Raw genomic sequence first — 16221 nt, forward strand, 5'->3', positions numbered from 1 at the left:
GTAGTGCTTCCTCATTAAACCAATACACCGGACTGGCGCAGGGCCTGACGCAGCGGCTCGTGACAGGCCTCGCTGAGCCAGGTGAGCGGCAGACGGATACCGTCCGGCATCAAACCCATCTCATGCAGGGCCCATTTCACGGGGATAGGGTTCGATTCGATGAACAGGGTCTTGTTCAGCGGCATCAGTTTTTCATGGATCGCGCGGGCCGTGGCAGCGTCACCGGCAATGGCAGCCTTGCACAGTTCGGCCATGTCACGCGGGGCGACGTTGGCAGTAACCGAGATATTGCCCTTGCCGCCGAGCAGCATCAGCTCGACCGCAGTGGCGTCGTCACCGGAGTACACCAGGAAATCGCTGCTGACACCGGCCAGGATATCCTTGGCGCGCTGCAGATCACCGGTGGCTTCCTTGATGGCGATGATGTTCTTGACGCTGGACAGGCGGATTACGGTCTCGGCCTTCATGTCACAGGAGGTTCGACCCGGCACGTTGTAGAGGATCTGTGGGATGTCCACGGCTTCGGCGATGTGCTTGAAGTGCTGGTACAGGCCTTCCTGGGTCGGCTTGTTGTAGTACGGCGTGACCAGCAGGCAGGCGTCGGCACCGGCATTCTTGGCGTTGGTGGTCAGTTCGACGGCCTCGCGGGTGGAGTTGGCGCCCGTGCCGGCAATGACCGGCATGCGACCAGCGACCTGCTTGACCACGCGGCGAATGACCTCGATGTGCTCGTTGACGTCGAGCGTCGCGGACTCACCCGTAGTGCCGACGGCAACAATGGCGTTGGTGCCCTCTTGCAGGTGAAAGTCCACCAGTTTGCTCAGGCTGTCCCAGTCAAGACGACCCTGTGCATCCATAGGTGTGACCAGTGCCACCATACTGCCCGCAATCATGCAAACCGCTCCTGCCGGAAAAAGAGAGCGGTAATGGTACTGGCGCCATGATCCTTGCACAAGGCGAGCATTCCCCTGAGCGACGGTTTTCGCTACCCTTCGGTCTTTGATCGGTACTGGTCATCTGCGCAGCTCGTTCGACTGATCGTTTTCGCCGTCGCAAACCCCGCTCCAGCCTTGCTCTCGCTCGATGTGACGGCCTCACATACGCGACGCACGGCAGTGCTCCGGATCGAAGTTGCGAGTCTTTCGGTCACCGAACCCGCCGCTCAAGCCAACAATGTACCGACCGCTCATCGTTTAGGAATGCTGCATGTCGTCCATCCCCACAGTTCGCGAACAATTCCTTGTCATCAGTGCCCTTGGCGCCAACCCAATGGAGCTGACCAACGTCCTGTGCCGCGCCAGTCATGAAAACCGTTGCTCGGTGGTCAGCTCGCGTCTCACTCGCCACGGCGAATGCAGTGCCCTGATCCTTCAGGTGTCCGGCAGCTGGGACGCACTGGCGCGCCTTGAGACGGGCCTGCCAAACCTGTCGAAGAAACACGCCTTCACGGTCAACGTGGTGCGCAGCGCTTCGCTGGAAAGTCGCCCGGAAGCCCTGCCTTACGTGGCGTATGTCAGTTCGGCGTATCGCCCCGACATCATCAATGAGCTGTGCCAGTTCTTCATCGATCACAACGTGGAGCTGGAAAACCTGATCTGCGACACCTATCAGGCACCGCAGACCGGCGGCACGATGCTCAATGCCACCTTCACCGTGACCTTGCCGGCGGGTACCCAGATCAGTTGGCTGCGCGACCAGTTCCTGGATTTCGCCGACGCCCTTAACCTCGACGCGCTGATCGAACCATGGCGCCCGCAAGCCCCAATGTAAGGAACCCCGCATGGCTGTAGAACTGGACAAACCCGTTGCCGACTTTCAGGTACAGGCGACCAGCGAACAGGCGGTCAGCCTGTGCGCGCTGAAAGGTCAGCAGGTGGTCATTTATTTCTACCCCAAGGACAGCACGCCGGGTTGCACCACGCAAGGCCAGGGCTTTCGCGATCATCACGATGATTTCAAGGCTTCCAATACAGTGGTCTTCGGCGTATCCCGCGACAGCCTAAAGTCCCACGAGAATTTCAAGGCCAAGCAGGCATTTCCGTTCGAGCTGATTTCGGACAAGGATGAATCGCTGTGCCAGCTGTTTGACGTGATCAAGCTGAAGAAGCTGTACGGCAAGGAATACCTGGGCGTGGATCGCAGCACCTTCCTGATCGACAAGAACGGCGTATTGCGCAAGGAATGGCGTGGCGTGAAGGTGCCGGGTCACGTGGTAGCAGTGCTGGAAGCGGCTCAAGCGCTGAATAAGGCCTGAGCCCTTCAAGTCTCACGGTTATCGTTCCCACGCTCTGCGCGGGAACGATCGATCCGCCTTCCGCGCTACAACAATGGCGCAACCGTCGGCTCATTGCGCGGCCAGGCATCCAGCACGGCCTTGAACAGGGTGGCCAGCGGAATCGCGAAGAAGATACCCCAAAATCCCCATAGCCCCCCAAACAGCAACACCGCGCAAATGATCGCGACCGGGTGCAAGCTCACGGTCTGGGAAAACAGCAGGGGCACCAGCACGTTGCCGTCCAGGGTCTGGATGATGCCGTAGACCGCCATCAGGTAAATGAACTGATCACTCCAGCCCCACTGGAACAGGGCGATGAATGCCACCGGCACGGTCACCACCACGGCGCCCACGTAAGGCACCACCACGGAAATACCCACCAGCATCGCCAGGAGCGCCGAGTAGTTGAGCCCCATCGTCACGAAAGCGATGTATGTCACCACGCCGCAGATGAAGATCTCGATAACCTTTCCGCGAATGTAATTGGCGATCTGCCGGTTCATTTCCTCGGCGACGCGGGTAATCAGCGTACGTTCCCTGGGCAGATACCCCCTGGCCCAGCGACCAATCATCCGACGGTCCTTAAGGAAAAAGAACACCAGGATCGGCACCAGTACCAGGTAGATCATCATATTGACCAGCAGCGGCAGGCTTGATAGCGAGAAGGTAAGCGCCCACTGGCCGAACTTGCCGATCTCGCCACGGGCCACTTCGATGGCCTGCAGCACTTGTTCGTCGGAGACCAGATGCGGATAGCGCTCCGGCAAGAGCAGCAACAGGGACTGCCATTTGGCGAGCATGCCTGGCAGTTCGTTGAACAAGGTGATCAGTTGATGCCAGAGCAACGGCACCAGCACCAGCAGGAACACCCCCAGCGCGCCCATGAACAGCGCGAAGACCACGCCGACCGCGGCGCCTTCGGGCATACGCAGGCGTTCAAGCTGAACCACCATGCCCTGCATCAGAAACGCCAGCACTAACCCCGCCAGCACGGGTGCAAGCATGCCGCCCAGTGTTAGGACAATCGTGAACGCCAGAACCAACAGCACCGCCAGCACCACGGCCTCTTCATCCGAGAAGTAGCGCTGCATCCAGTCGCGAAGCACTTTGAACATCAATAAACCTTTGAGGCGAGGGGGTAAAAGCCAGGACGTGGAAAAAACCGTCAGCCCTTGCGTAACCAATACCGATAAATGCCGTCGGCAGCTTCTTCATGCAGCAAGGCATGACCGGCCAGCTTGGCGAAGGTACGAAAATCACGCTGGGAGCCGGCATCGGTCGCCGTCACTTTAAGCACCGCGCCGCTGGTCAGCCGATTGAGCTCCATCTTGGCTTTGAGCAAGGGCAACGGACAATTCAGACCACTGGCGTCCAGCTCGGCTTCGTACGTCGCGGGGGGCCCTACAGCGTCAGACATCGTTTCTCTCCGGGTAGACACATCCAATCGCACAGAAATGGCTCGCTAGATGAAGAACTTTCTTACGAGCTTGCAAGAATACCCCACTCTGGTCAGCAAGCCATTGAGCCAGCTACAGTAACAACTTTCTGCCTCAGAGTTCCGTGCATGAATCTTCTGCGCCCCACACTGCTGACGCTTGCATGCCTGTTGGCTGCTCCGGCGTTCGCGGATGACCTGCCTTCGCTTGGCGATGCCAGTTCGTCCATCGTTTCGCCGCAACAGGAGCATGACCTGGGCCGCGCCTGGCTGGGGCTGCTGCGCGCGCAAGTGCCCCAGCTTTCGGATCCGCAACTGAAGGACTTCGTCGAGACGTCGGTCTATCGCCTGGCCGAAACCAGCCAGGTGCAGGATCGCCGCCTGGAATTCATCCTCATCAATACCCCCGAGATCAACGCCTTCGCCGCCCCTGGCGGGATCATCGGCGTCAATGGCGGCTTGTTCCTGCATGCCGAGACCGAAGGCGAATACGCCGCAGTACTCGCCCACGAATTGGCCCACTTGTCGCAACGCCACTTCGCTCGCGGCGTTCAGGCCCAGCAGCGCATGCAGGTTCCGGTGATGGCGGCGATGCTCGCCGGGATCGTCATGGCAGCGGCCGGCGCGGGGGATGCCGGGATCGCGGCCATCGCCGGTACGCAGGCGGCAGCGATTCAGGAACAGGCACGCTTTTCCCGGCAGAACGAAGCCGAGGCCGACCGTATCGGTATCCTCAACCTGGAAAAAGCCGGCTACGACCCGCGCAACATGCCGACCATGTTCGAACGCTTGGCCCGCCAGTACCGCTACGACGCCAAGCCGCCGGAATTCCTGATGAGTCACCCGGTGACTGAATCGCGTATCGCTGACACCCGCAACCGCGCTGAACAGTCCAAACCCGGCGGCAAGGAAGACAGCCTGTCGTATCAACTGATGCGTGCCAGGGTGGTGCTGATCTACGAGGAAACGCCGGGCATGGCCGCCAAGCGTTTTCGTGCGCAACTGGCCGAGAGCCCGAAAAACGACGCGGCTCGCTACGGCCTGGTTCTGGCGCAAACCAAGGCCGGGCAGCTGAATGAGGCGCGCGAGGGTCTCAAACCACTGCTGGACAAGGCGCCGGACAACATCATCTACAACCTGGCGGCGATCAATCTGGACATCACCAACAACCGGTTTCCCGACGCCCAGCAACGGGTCAACCGGATGCTGGAGCTTTACCCCGATGACTACCCCCTCAATCAGGCCAGGGTCGATGTGCTGCTCAAGCAATCCAAGGCCCCTGAAGCGCTGAAGTCACTGGAAACCCTGCTCAAAAGTCGCCCGGACGACCCGGACATCTGGAACCAGGTCGCTGACACACGTGGACTTGCGGGCAACACCATTGGCTCTCATCAGGCGCGGGCCGAATACTTCGCGCTGATGGGTGATTTCAAGCAGGCCGTGCAACAGCTGGAATTCGCCAAGCGCCGCGCGAACAACAACTTCCAGCTGGCTTCGCGGATCGACGCGCGGCAGCAGGAGATCATCGCTCAGGAACGGGCAGTGAAAGAGATGATGAATTAACCGCGAACTGCCTGTGTAGCAATGCGGCTTGCCGGCGGTAGCGATTCCGAGCACGCCACCGCCGGCAAGCCGGGCGGCTACAAAAAATAGAACGTGTCCGTGCTCCCGTAGCGAAGCTTGATCAGGCGTTACCGGATAGTTTCAATCGCGCCGCCTGGGTGAAATCAAGCATTCGCTGCAAAGGCCGAACGGCGTGGGGAATAATCGCCGGGTCGACGAATATCTCATTGCTCCCTTCACGCAAGCACTGCAGCGTGCGCGCCAGGGTGTTCATGGCCATCCACGGGCAATGCGCGCAGCTGCGGCAGGCCGCGCCGTTGCCGGCCGTCGGCGCTTCGATGAAGATCTTGTCCGGACACAGCTGCTGCATCTTGTAGAAAATGCCGCGGTCGGTGGCCACGATGAAGGTCGTGTTCGGCAGTGTCTGCGCGGCACTGATCAATTGACTGGTAGAACCCACCGCATCGGCCAGATCAATCACCGACTCGGGCGACTCGGGGTGCACGAGGACCGCTGCATCCGGGTACAACGCTTTGATGTCTTCCAGCTGTCGCGATTTGAACTCCTCATGGACGATGCACGCGCCGTCCCACAGCAGCATGTCGGCACCTGTTTGCCGCTGGATGTAGCGACCCAGATGTTTGTCCGGGGCCCATAGGATCTTCTCGCCGTTGTCCATCAGGCTTTCGACGATTTCCAGCGCGCAGCTTGAGGTCACCACCCAATCGGCGCGCGCCTTCACTGCAGCGGATGTGTTGGCGTAGACCACGACCGTTCGCTCGGGATGCTGGTCGCAGAACGCCTTGAATTCGTCCACACCGCAACCCAGATCCAGCGAGCAGGTTGCCTCGAGAGTCGGCATCAGTACGCGTTTTTCTGGGGTCAGGATCTTTGCCGTTTCGCCCATGAAACGTACCCCGGCGACCAGCACCGTCTTCGCCGGATGGTTACGACCGAAGCGGGCCATCTCAAGGGAGTCGGAGACACAACCGCCGGTCTCTTCCGCCAACGCCTGGATCACCGGATCACAATAGTAGTGCGCCACCAGCACAGCATTCTGGGCCTTGAGTTCGGCCGCGATCAGGCGGCGATATTGCGCCTCCTCTTCAGCGGTCAGCGGCTTGGGCTGCCTGGCGTCTAGATGCGCCTGTACCAGAAGGCGTTCGGAAATCTGTGTCATGTTCGCAGGACCTGAATGCGCGTATGCGCCAATGTCGGGTTAGACCTGAACAACAGGCAATGAGTGGAGCGGGAAACCCTCACGGTCATGAAGTTTCCAGCCCGATACACGCATCGTTGTGCATGTATCGATAAGGGCTCGCCGCGCGCCTTTGCCGTGGAACGGCAAGGCGCTTCACCACCACGATGGGGGTCTTGCGCGAGGCGGCGGCGAATGTATCACGTAACCTGTTGAGCGATCACTTACCGACGGCTGCTCCTCAGGCAAGGCGCATGGACAGCTCGACGTCTTCGGCAAACGGTATCGACAGGTACCCCTGTGCCGGCGAGCGTACCCGCGCCAGATAGTCGGGCGCGTAGTCGGCATTGTCAGCGACGATCAACGCGCCAGGCCGCAGGCGGCTTTCCAGCAGGCTCAGAATCTCTGCATAGAGCGCTTTCGCGCCATCGAGCAGAACAAGATCGATGGACTCAGGAAGATCCTTGCCCAGTGTTTGCAACGCATCGCCTTCGCGAATTTCAACCAGGTCCAGCAGCCCGCCAGCGATCAGGTTATCGCGAGCCTGGGCAACCTTGGACGACTCGAACTCGCTGGTGATCAGCAATCCGCCGCCGTTATCGCGCAACGCCGCAGCCAGATGCAAGGTCGAGATGCCGAAGGAGGTACCGAACTCGACCACTGTCCGCGCCTTGCAACTGCGCGCCAGCATGTACAGCAGCGCACCGGTATCGGCCGATACCGCCAGCGGGAAATCCTTCAAGCGGCCATAAAAATCCAGGTACTCGGTCTTGCTGCACATCAAGCGCTCCAGGTCCTGTTGCGACAGGTCGGAAAACTCGGCGCTGTCCATTGGTGGCCGCTGGGCAGCGGCGTTAAACAAACGGCTCAGTAGAGGTGCCACGGGCGGTGTGGTGAGAGTGTTCATGGGGAGTCTCCGGATTGAAAGATGCGTAAATCTCGACGCCGGAATAGAATGCGAGCAATCCATCACATTTGATAATCGCATTGCCGAGCCGACATGAACGATTCCCGCAAGCCCACGATTTCGCTGCGAAAAACACCCAAACAGGCCCGTTCCGAGGCATCGGTTTGCGTCATTCTTCAAGCCGCTACTCAGGTTTTGGCCAAGGAAGGCGCGAGCCGGTTCACCACTGCACGAGTCGCCGAAAAGGCCGGGGTCAGCATCGGCTCGCTGTATCAGTATTTCCCCAACAAGGCGGCAATCCTGTTTCGCTTGCAGAGCGATGAATGGAGGGACAACACCGAGCTGCTGGCCCGCCTGCTTGGCGAGACGGCGATAGGGCCGTTCGACCGATTGCGCAGTCTGGTGCGGGCGTTCATTCGCTCGGAGTGTGAGGAAGCCGACATGCGTATCGCCCTCGACGACGCCGCCCCGCTCTATCGCCACGCCCCTGAAGCCAAGCAGGCGAGGGAGGCCGGAAACAAGGCGATCATTGTGTTCATGCAGGAGGTGCTGCCTGATGCGCACGAATCCGTCAGGCTGCGTGCAGCAGATATGATCAAGACCACGATGAGCGCGTTGGGCAAGGAGTTTTCGCAAACGCCCCGTAATGAGACAGAGATCATCGAATACTCGAATGCCATGGCAGATATGTTTTGCGCCTACCTGGAACGCCTCGGGTCGCCTGAAAGCAGGTGATCGGCGACCGAGTGCTGTGGGCGCGAAGCACATTCGCTCCCACAGCGTTTCATGTCGTTTGCAGGTTCACGGCCGCGAAGCGATTTCATCCAGATGGTCCAGCAAATCAGCGGCGTCCTCGTAAACCCTGAGTGCACCCGCCCGCTCCAGTTCTGCGATGTCGTATCCACCGGAGAGCACGCCGATGCCGGTCGCCTTGCAACGGCGGGCCGCCAGCATGTCCCAGATCGCGTCGCCGATCACCAGGCAGTCTTCGATAGGGGCGTCCATGCGCTCGGCGGCAGCGAGGAACAGATCGGGATCGGGCTTGCCATATTTGACGTCATCGCGGGTGATGAGCTTGATGTCACTGGTCTTCAACCCCAGCGCCTTAAGGTTGATCTGTGCCGTGTCACTGCCGCCGCTAGTGGCGATGCACCACTGCAGGCCGCTGCGGTCGAGTTCCTCGAGCAGCTTGATGGCACCCGGCAGTGCGATGATCTGATGCTGCAACCGCTCATAGACTTCGGCGTGCTTGTCGCTGAGCCGCTTGGCCTGCTCTTCGCTGATATCAAGGCCGGTCTCGCGGGACAGCGATTTAAGCATCAGTCCGCCACTCATGCCGATCTTGCGATGAATACGCCACATCGCCAGAGGAATGCGTTCGGAATCGAGCGCCTCTTTCCAGGCAGCGACATTTTGATAAACGCTGTCGGTCAACGTGCCGTCCAGGTCAAAGATAAATGAGGTTTTCTGGCGCATGTCGCTCTCCATGGGTAATCGGCTATTACCTCAAAGACAGAGCAACAGCCGTTTATGCTCAAAGGTATGGCTGACGGACTGACGACACGGGGCCGGCGTTCGCGTTGTGCACGAAGAACCCGATGAAAGGTCAGTCAGCTTGACAACTCTTTCGTTGAAACCCCGCGCATTTAGCCTGACGCAAGCGCCTTAACGGCCTGATGCAATGGATGGCAGGACGCCCGGCTGCCTTGGCCGTCGGCATAGCCGAACACCCCTGCCGGACAATAACGACCATCGTCCCAGCCTGGATAATCCAGAAACGGGTACCAGCACAGCCCCTCAATGCGCATCCCGCGCGCTCGCGCCGTTGCCAGCTGAGCCGCGACGTAATTCAGCCATGGCACCCGGTCGTCACCTTCGGCGCCGGTTTCCGAAAGCAGCAGCGGACGGCGATACCGCTGATGAACCTCTGCCAGCATCCCTGCCAATGGGCGAAAACGCGGATGGCCCTTGAGGATTTTTCCGGCCGTGAGGAACCACTGATTGTGCGGATAGAAATTAGCGCCGATGACGTCCAGACACCCTTCACTGCCGCCCAGGCCCGGCCATTGACGCCCTGCCAGCAAGTCCCACGCCTCGAACTGCGACAACCGGGCACCCTCCGCCTGGGTAATCTGCTCGGTCCGGCTGGAATCGGCAACCACGTGGATCAGCGGTTCGCACTGGACAAACCGCGCATCGGGCGCGTACTGGCGGATGGCGTCGATGGCGGCGATGCTGGCGCGCACCAGCTGATGCTTGAGCTCCTGCCCTCGCCCGTGAGCGCACGGATTGAAATACCCGACTTCTCCGCCCGCCCAGCTCCAGAATGAAATCTCGTTGATCGGAGAATAGATCGGCGCCGTGAAGCCCTCATCGATCATGAGCCTGGCAACAGCTGCGGCGAACCGGGCAAAACGCTCGACGAATTCGGGCCGCCAGATGTCCAGGCCGTCGGGATAGCCGTAATGACAGAGGTCCCAGACCACCTGAATGCCGTGCTCACGGGCTGCACGCAACAGGGGCAAAAAGCTGCTCCAGTCGTAATGCCCGGGTCGCGTTTCGATCAGGTGCCAGCGCAGCCCATCCCGGGCGCAGGCAATACCGAGTCCAGCCAGTTGCCGATAATCGTTGTCCACCCATCGCGCATGTCCAGTGGCCTCTTGCAGATCCAGCCGTCGACCGTCAGGACGTCGCTGCGTGGCGCATTCGTAGCCGGCCATGACGAAGGAGTTGAACAAGCCCGTGCCGCTCATCCATCACCCCTGTCCGCTGCGCTGCTGCGGCCTATCACCGGGCCTCCAGTTCGTCGGCCTGGGGACTGTCGTGCCGCTCTCGCTCGATGCGTTGATAAAGCGCCAGCGCCTGACCGATCACCTGATCCATGTTGTAGTACTTGTAGGTGCCCAACCGACCGAGAAACGTCACCCCCGGCGTGTTATCGGCGAGTGTGTTGTAGCGCCTGTACAGTTCGGCATTTTCCGGCTGCGGAATCGGGTAATAGGGCTCGCCTTCGGCGCAGGGAAATTCATAACTGATGCTGGTCAGCGCGTGCACTTGCCCGGTCAGGTGCTTGTACTCGGTAATGCGTGTGTAAGGCACGGCAGGGTCAGGAAAATTCACCACCGCCACGTCTTGCAACTGCGCCTGCGGCAGGGTTTCGTGCTGAAAGCGCAGTGAGCGATAAGGCAACTTGCCATAGCAGAAATCGAAGAACTCATCGATGGGGCCGCAGTAGATCAGTTGCTTGTACTGCACGCGATCACGCACCGAATTGAAGTCAGTGGCGAGCAACAGATCGATGCGCGGGTGATCCAGAATTCGCTCGAACATCTGCGTGTAGCCCTGCGCGGGCATCATCTGGAAGGTATCGGTGAAGTAGCGATCATCGCTATTGGTTCGGGTGGGCACGCGCGAGGTCACGGACTTATCCAGCGCTGAAGGGTCCACACCCCACTGTTTGCGCGTATAGCCGCGAAAGAACTTCTCGTACAGGTCACGACCAATCTGATTGATCACCACGTCTTCGGAGTTGCGGATGTCCGCCACCGGCTCGGCACGGGCAGCGAGGAACGCCTGCGCCTGCTCTTCGTCCATCGACAGACCGAACAGCGTGTTCAGCGTCGTCAGGTTGATCGGGATCGGCACCAGCTGATTATCGACCTGGGCCAGCACCCGATGTTCGTAGGGACGCCACTCGGTAAACCGCGACAGGTAATCGACGATGCGCTGGGCATTGGTGTGAAAAATATGCGGGCCGTAGCGATGGATCATCACCCCCGCCTCGTCCTCGCAATCGAAGGCGTTGCCTGCGATATGATCCCGTCTGTCGATGACCAGAACGTTTTGTCCCAAGCCTTGTGCCAGACGCTCGGCAATGACGCTCCCGGCAAAGCCCGCGCCGACAATCAGGTAGTCGTAGGGCTGACCGTTGTGCAAATGCGCCGGCCCGTGAATGGCCTCTTCCAGCGTTACCTTAGGCATTCGATGTGCCCCTTCATTGCCGAGCAGGTGGCATCCCATGACATGCCTTCGAGCACGCGGTCCATTCGCGACAGCAAGTCCGGGTCTGCTTTGGAGAGCAACGCCGCTTCCACCGCCGAGATGAATCCATCGGCAGAGTCAGCGATGCTGACCACCCCGCTGGCGCCGTAGCCGCGCACCACATCGCGCACCGGGGTGGACACCACCGGACATCCTCCGGCCAGGTATTCCGGGGTTTTCGTGGGGCTGATGAAGCGCGTGGACTCGTTGATCGCGAAGGGCATCAGCGCCACATCCCAACCGGACAGATACGCCGGTAACTCGGGGTAGCCCTTGCCACCAAGGTAGTGAATGTTGGGTCTGCGCGGCAGGGATTCAGGGTCGATCTTCACGACCGGGCCGATGAGAATCAGCTGCCAGTCAGGTCGCCGGGCAGCCAGCTCATTCACCAGGGCGATATCGAAGCGTTCATCGATCACGCCAAAGAATCCCAGCCGAGGGTGGCCAATGCCGACCTGATCGGCTGGCTCCGGCAAGCCTTGCCGAGCCGCCGCGAAGTGCGCGATGTCGACGCTGCTGGGCAGCGAATGGGCGTTGTCGTGATGCTTGCGCTTGACTTCCCACAGGCTGTATCCGCCGGTGAACACCACATCGGCCTTGGCCATCAGTTGCCGTTCCTTTTCCAACAGATCCGGCGGCGCGCCCTTGAAGGCGGACAGCTCGTCCATGCAATCGAAAATGGTGACGTTGGCCTGAAGATGCTCGGTGAAGGTCAGGCTCATCGGCGTCAGGTACCAGAGCAGCAGTTCGACCGCTGCATGGTGCGCCAGGTATTCATCCAGCAGCACGCGTTGCGCTGCGCTGACCTGTTCGGGATTGAGCCCCCAGGACAGATGCGGCACCAGCACCGTGATGCCCTGTACAGGATGCGACGCCTCAAGACTGTGCTCCTGCGTCTGGGTAAACACCGGCTCCTCGAAAAATAGCACGTCGTAAGCCTTGGCCAGGTGCGACATGACGTGTTGCGGCCGTTGATAGACGAAGCCCCAGCGCAGGTGTGACAGACACAACAGGGTCGGTCTGGCCAGCGCCATTGAGGCGGGATCTGCATCAATGCGCTCGGGAAGAAGGTGGGATGGCCGAGTTGCAAGATTCATATCGAATTCCTTATCAGAGTTGGAATCGAGACTGAAACCCACATTAGCCAGGCTTCGACAGCACTCGTCTGCGAACAAGTGTCGTCCAGTGATCGAGCATCACAAGGTGCCACTTCAATTGGTTGGATGTGCCCGATCGATCCGCCGTTCAATGCGCCAGCGGATATAACCGATGAAGTGCTTACCGGTCAGCATCCTGGTTGAACTCTTGAGCGTGCGCGGCTCCCTAATTCTTACGCCTCAATGCGCCATGCAAGGGTGAGAGACGGATCGCAACGCCCGGCAGATAGCAGTCGCCGAGCCATTTGGCTAACGGAGACGCATCATGATTTTGATAACCGGCGGCATGGGCTATATCGGCACCCACCTGGTGATTGAACTAATGAAGGACGGCGAGAGCGTCGTCATCCTCGACAATCTCTGCAACAGTTCCCGCTCTACACTCGAACGGATTGCGCGCGTGGCCGGCAGGGCGCCGGCCTTCATTGAGGGCGATGTTCGAAACCGCGAAACCCTCGACGCCCTGTTCAAGCGCTACCCCATCGATGCGGTGATTCATTGCGCAGGCTTAAAAGCCGTTGGCGAGAGCGTGCAGCAGCCGCTGACGTATTACGACAACAACGTCGGCGGCACCGTGACGCTCTGTCAGGCCATGGCCGCAGCGCAGGTTTTCACCCTGGTCTTCAGTTCATCGGCCACGGTCTATGATGACTGCGCCGTGATGCCTATCAATGAGCGGTGCCAGACCGGCCACCCTTCCAACCCGTATGGCGAGTCAAAGTTGATGGCCGAACATGTGATGCAGAGCATGGTGGATGCCGAATCGCGGTGGTCAGTTGGCCTGTTGCGCTATTTCAATCCGATCGGCGCGCACGACTCGGGTCACGTCGGGGAGATGCCGACACTGACGCCCAACAACCTGCTGCCTTACCTCTTGCAGGTTGCCAGTGGTCAGCGCGCGACGCTGGCGGTATTTGGCAGCGACTACCTGACTCCCGACGGCACCGGCATCCGCGATTACGTGCATGTGATGGACCTGGCGGAAGGGCACATCAAGGCGCTGCGTGCGCTACGGCTGACCCGCGGCGTGCATGTCTGGAACCTGGGCACCGGACGTGGGCATTCGGTACTCGAAGTGGTCAGGGCCTTCGAGCGGGTCAGCGGCATCGTCGTGCCCCTGATGTTCGAACCTCGTCGTGCGGGCGATATCGCGCAGTGCTGGGCGGATCCGAGCAAGGCGTACAGGGAACTGGGCTGGTCGGCCCATCGCACACTCGATTGCATGCTGACCGACGCGTGGCGGTGGCAGGTGAGTTATCAATCGAGCATCGGGGCTGTTCTGATGACGGCTATCGTCCCACCTGCGGCACTAGCTCCCACCGGCCCGTCGTTGATCCAGCTCGACAGATCCGGACACGCGAATGGTCGCCATACCGGCTTCAACCACCCCTTTTCTAGCTAATCACGTGACGACGGTCAGACGCCCTGAACTAAAAAGGGTCCCCGAAACTCCGCTTATTAGCCCCTACAAAAAGCCGGAGAAAATACGATGAGAGCACTTACCTACCACGGCGCCCATGACGTCAAAGTCGACACCGTACCCGATCCTGTCATTGAAGCACCGGATGACATCATCCTGAAGGTGACTGCGACGGCTATCTGCGGGTCTGACTTGCACCTTTACCGGGGCAAGATCCCCACCGTCGAGCATGGCGATATCTTCGGTCACGAATTCATGGGCATCGTCCAAGAAGTCGGCAATGCGGTGGAAAAAGTAAAGGTGGGCGATCGAGTGGTCATTCCATTCGTGATTGCCTGCGGCGGCTGCTTCTTCTGCCAGATGCATCTCTACGCGGCCTGCGAAACCACCAACACCGGGCGCGGTGCGATTATCAACAAGAAGGCCATTCCACCGGGTGCGGCGCTGTTTGGTTTCAGCCACCTGTATGGCGGCATCCCCGGTGGCCAGGCCGAATACGTCCGAGTGCCGAAGGCCAACACCGGCCCTTTTAAAGTGCCAGGCACCCTGGCTGACGAGAAAGTGCTGTTTCTCTCGGACATTTTGCCCACGGCGTACCAAGCGGTAACCAATGCCGGGATCAAGCAAGGTTCGAGCATCGCGATTTACGGTGCGGGCCCGGTGGGTCTGCTTTGCGCGGCCGTGGCTCGCATGCTTGGCGCCGATCGCATCTTTATGGTCGACCATCACCCCTATCGCCTGGCTTACGCGCAAGCCACCTATGGCGTTATTCCGATCAACTTCGATGAAGATGATGACCCTGCCGATACGATCATTCGCCAAACGCCTGGCATGCGCGGCGTCGACGGCGTAGTCGATGCCGTCGGCTTCGAGGCCAAGGGCAGTACCACGGAGACGATTCTGGCGACGCTCAAGCTCGAAGGCAGCAGCGGCAAAGCCCTGCGCCAGTGCATCGCTGCGGTACGTCGCGGCGGAACGGTTAGCGTTCCTGGGGTGTATTCCGGGTTCATTCACGGGTTCCTGTTCGGCGACGCTTTCGATAAAGGCCTGACGTTCAAGATGGGCCAAACCCACGTGCAGCGCTTCCTTCCGGACCTGCTGGCACATATCGAAAAGGGTGATTTGTCCCCCGAAGTCATCATCAGCCATCGCATGTCGCTGGAGCAGGCGGCCGAGGGCTACAAGATTTTCGACAAGAAGCAGGACGATTGTCGCAAGGTCATCCTGACGCCGGGTAGCAGTGAAATTCCTGCGGTAGAACCGGAATTAAACAGCGCTGTACCTGCCTTGTAAGGGCGTTGCACACGAAGGTGAATGACATGGAAATGACTGTCTTCTGGATCGCGGCTGCGGTCATCGTTCTGGTGATTGATCTTTGGGCCATCGCCAGCGTCTGGCGGACGACCAAGACGTCGGGCACCAAGCTGGGCTGGGCCGTGCTGATTCTGGTGCTGCCTGTGGTCGGCTTCGGTATCTGGGGGATTGCCGGGCCGCGTGGCATTGCCGAGCCGCCGTCTTCGAAAGAGCACAGCAAAGGCTAGTCATTGCATTTGGCAGGTGAGGCCCGCTTGTGCGTCGCGGTGACGTACAGGCGGGTGTAGCTGCCGCACCTGCGGCTTGGATCAAGCGAGGTATCGTCATGTCTGAAAAACCCGTGACGGCGGCGCCGATGCTCGCGCCCGGCGTCGCCGCGATGCTCTTCGACGGCACCTGCAAACTGTGCAACGGTTGGGCAGCATTCGTCATTCGCCATGACCGCGAGCATCGCATTCAACTGGTCGCCGTGCAGTCTGCGCAGGGCCAGCAATTGCTGGGATGGGCAGGTTTACCCACCGACCGATTCAACACCATCGTTTTGATCAAGGACAATCGCTTCAGCATCCGCTCGGAGGCGATGTTCAAGATTCTTGAACTCTTGCCACGTCCCTGGCCGTGGCTCAGCCTGGCGCGGGTTATTCCAGGGACTTTGCGAGACTGGCTGTATGAGCGCATTGCGCTGAATCGCTACCGCCTGTTTGGCCGCTATGACGCCTGCCGCGTGCCACCTAAGGATCATGAGCAGCGCTATCTGAACGCCGGGTCGTGATAACCGGCTCATGGTTGGCGGCTTTCCGTGCCCGTTGCGCCAGACCGACTGCCTCCCTCACACACGGCTTAGCGACGCCAGACCTGCCCTTGAGCGCTGACCGACCACCCAAGATGATTTGGCCCCGGCAACGATACTC

At 60.0% G+C, this 16221-nt stretch carries 17 protein-coding genes; 8 read left to right on the plus strand and 9 right to left on the minus strand.

The window, feature by feature from the left end; all coding sequences use genetic code 11:
* Window positions 1-14: 14 nt before the first annotated feature.
* Window positions 15-893, minus strand: coding sequence for a 4-hydroxy-tetrahydrodipicolinate synthase (dapA, locus tag B3I26_RS00375; RefSeq protein ID WP_296254195.1), 879 nt, complete (start codon window positions 891-893; stop codon window positions 15-17).
* A gap of 313 nt (window positions 894-1206) precedes the next feature.
* Between dapA and B3I26_RS00380 the strand changes: the two genes are divergently transcribed.
* Window positions 1207-1770, plus strand: a complete 564-nt coding sequence (locus B3I26_RS00380; RefSeq protein WP_296254196.1) for a glycine cleavage system protein R — start codon at window positions 1207-1209, stop codon at window positions 1768-1770.
* Between the two features lie 10 nt (window positions 1771-1780).
* Window positions 1781-2254 carry a peroxiredoxin gene (locus tag B3I26_RS00385; RefSeq protein ID WP_296254197.1) on the plus strand — a complete coding sequence of 158 codons (474 nt, stop codon included), beginning with the start codon at window positions 1781-1783 and terminating at the stop codon, window positions 2252-2254.
* Window positions 2255-2319: 65 nt separating this feature from the next.
* On the opposite strand, the gene B3I26_RS00390 is transcribed toward B3I26_RS00385, so the two are convergent.
* Both B3I26_RS00390 and B3I26_RS00395 read right to left on the minus strand, forming a co-directional pair.
* On the minus strand, window positions 2320-3390 hold the full coding sequence (locus B3I26_RS00390; protein ID WP_296254198.1) for an AI-2E family transporter: 1071 nt from the start codon (window positions 3388-3390) through the stop codon (window positions 2320-2322).
* 50 nt (window positions 3391-3440) lie between these two features.
* Window positions 3441-3692, minus strand: coding sequence for a sulfurtransferase TusA family protein (locus B3I26_RS00395; protein ID WP_296254199.1), 252 nt, complete (start codon window positions 3690-3692; stop codon window positions 3441-3443).
* Between the two features lie 147 nt (window positions 3693-3839).
* On the opposite strand from B3I26_RS00395, the gene B3I26_RS00400 reads away from it, so the two are divergent.
* A complete protein-coding gene (locus tag B3I26_RS00400; protein ID WP_296254200.1) occupies window positions 3840-5273 on the plus strand; it encodes a M48 family metalloprotease in 1434 nt (477 codons plus the stop codon).
* A 121-nt stretch (window positions 5274-5394) separates the two neighbouring features.
* Here B3I26_RS00400 and nadA read toward each other — a convergent pair whose 3' ends face one another.
* Window positions 5395-6453, minus strand: coding sequence for a quinolinate synthase NadA (nadA, locus tag B3I26_RS00405; RefSeq protein WP_296254201.1), 1059 nt, complete (start codon window positions 6451-6453; stop codon window positions 5395-5397).
* Window positions 6454-6712: 259 nt separating this feature from the next.
* Window positions 6713-7378 (minus strand): O-methyltransferase, encoded by a 666-nt coding sequence (locus B3I26_RS00410; protein WP_296254202.1) that lies wholly within the window; start codon window positions 7376-7378, stop codon window positions 6713-6715.
* A 93-nt stretch (window positions 7379-7471) separates the two neighbouring features.
* Here B3I26_RS00410 and B3I26_RS00415 point away from each other — a divergent pair, with 93 nt between their 5' ends.
* The gene (locus tag B3I26_RS00415; protein WP_296254203.1) at window positions 7472-8113 is read left to right on the plus strand and encodes a TetR family transcriptional regulator; all 642 of its coding nucleotides are present in this window, start codon (window positions 7472-7474) and stop codon (window positions 8111-8113) included.
* A 66-nt stretch (window positions 8114-8179) separates the two neighbouring features.
* On the opposite strand, the gene B3I26_RS00420 is transcribed toward B3I26_RS00415, so the two are convergent.
* The 4 genes from B3I26_RS00420 to B3I26_RS00435 all read right to left on the minus strand — a co-directional run bounded on the left by B3I26_RS00420 (window position 8180) and on the right by B3I26_RS00435 (window position 12453).
* Window positions 8180-8854 (minus strand): HAD family hydrolase, encoded by a 675-nt coding sequence (locus tag B3I26_RS00420; RefSeq protein ID WP_296254204.1) that lies wholly within the window; start codon window positions 8852-8854, stop codon window positions 8180-8182.
* 170 nt (window positions 8855-9024) lie between these two features.
* Window positions 9025-10131: a beta-glucosidase gene (locus tag B3I26_RS00425; RefSeq protein WP_296254205.1), complete on the minus strand. Its 1107-nt coding sequence runs from the start codon at window positions 10129-10131 to the stop codon at window positions 9025-9027.
* Window positions 10132-10165: 34 nt separating this feature from the next.
* The gene (glf, locus tag B3I26_RS00430) at window positions 10166-11359 is read right to left on the minus strand and encodes a UDP-galactopyranose mutase (RefSeq protein WP_296254206.1); all 1194 of its coding nucleotides are present in this window, start codon (window positions 11357-11359) and stop codon (window positions 10166-10168) included.
* Entirely contained in the window at window positions 11347-12453 is a 1107-nt protein-coding gene (locus B3I26_RS00435; protein ID WP_296254348.1) for a glycosyltransferase family 1 protein, read from the minus strand. The genes glf and B3I26_RS00435 overlap by 13 nt, the downstream gene beginning before the upstream one ends.
* Before the next feature lie 388 nt (window positions 12454-12841).
* Between B3I26_RS00435 and galE the strand changes: the two genes are divergently transcribed.
* The 4 genes from galE to B3I26_RS00455 all read left to right on the plus strand — a co-directional run bounded on the left by galE (window position 12842) and on the right by B3I26_RS00455 (window position 16082).
* Window positions 12842-13978, plus strand: a complete 1137-nt coding sequence (gene galE / locus B3I26_RS00440; protein WP_296254207.1) for a UDP-glucose 4-epimerase GalE — start codon at window positions 12842-12844, stop codon at window positions 13976-13978.
* Between the two features lie 87 nt (window positions 13979-14065).
* On the plus strand, window positions 14066-15289 hold the full coding sequence (locus B3I26_RS00445) for a zinc-dependent alcohol dehydrogenase (RefSeq protein ID WP_296254208.1): 1224 nt from the start codon (window positions 14066-14068) through the stop codon (window positions 15287-15289).
* Window positions 15290-15315: 26 nt separating this feature from the next.
* Window positions 15316-15537, plus strand: a complete 222-nt coding sequence (locus B3I26_RS00450) for a PLD nuclease N-terminal domain-containing protein (RefSeq protein WP_296254209.1) — start codon at window positions 15316-15318, stop codon at window positions 15535-15537.
* A gap of 98 nt (window positions 15538-15635) precedes the next feature.
* Window positions 15636-16082: a thiol-disulfide oxidoreductase DCC family protein gene (locus B3I26_RS00455; RefSeq protein ID WP_296254210.1), complete on the plus strand. Its 447-nt coding sequence runs from the start codon at window positions 15636-15638 to the stop codon at window positions 16080-16082.
* Window positions 16083-16221 lie beyond the last annotated feature (139 nt).

The organism is Pseudomonas sp. UBA5706, from assembly GCF_002419965.1.
GTDB lineage: Bacteria > Pseudomonadota > Gammaproteobacteria > Pseudomonadales > Pseudomonadaceae > Aquipseudomonas.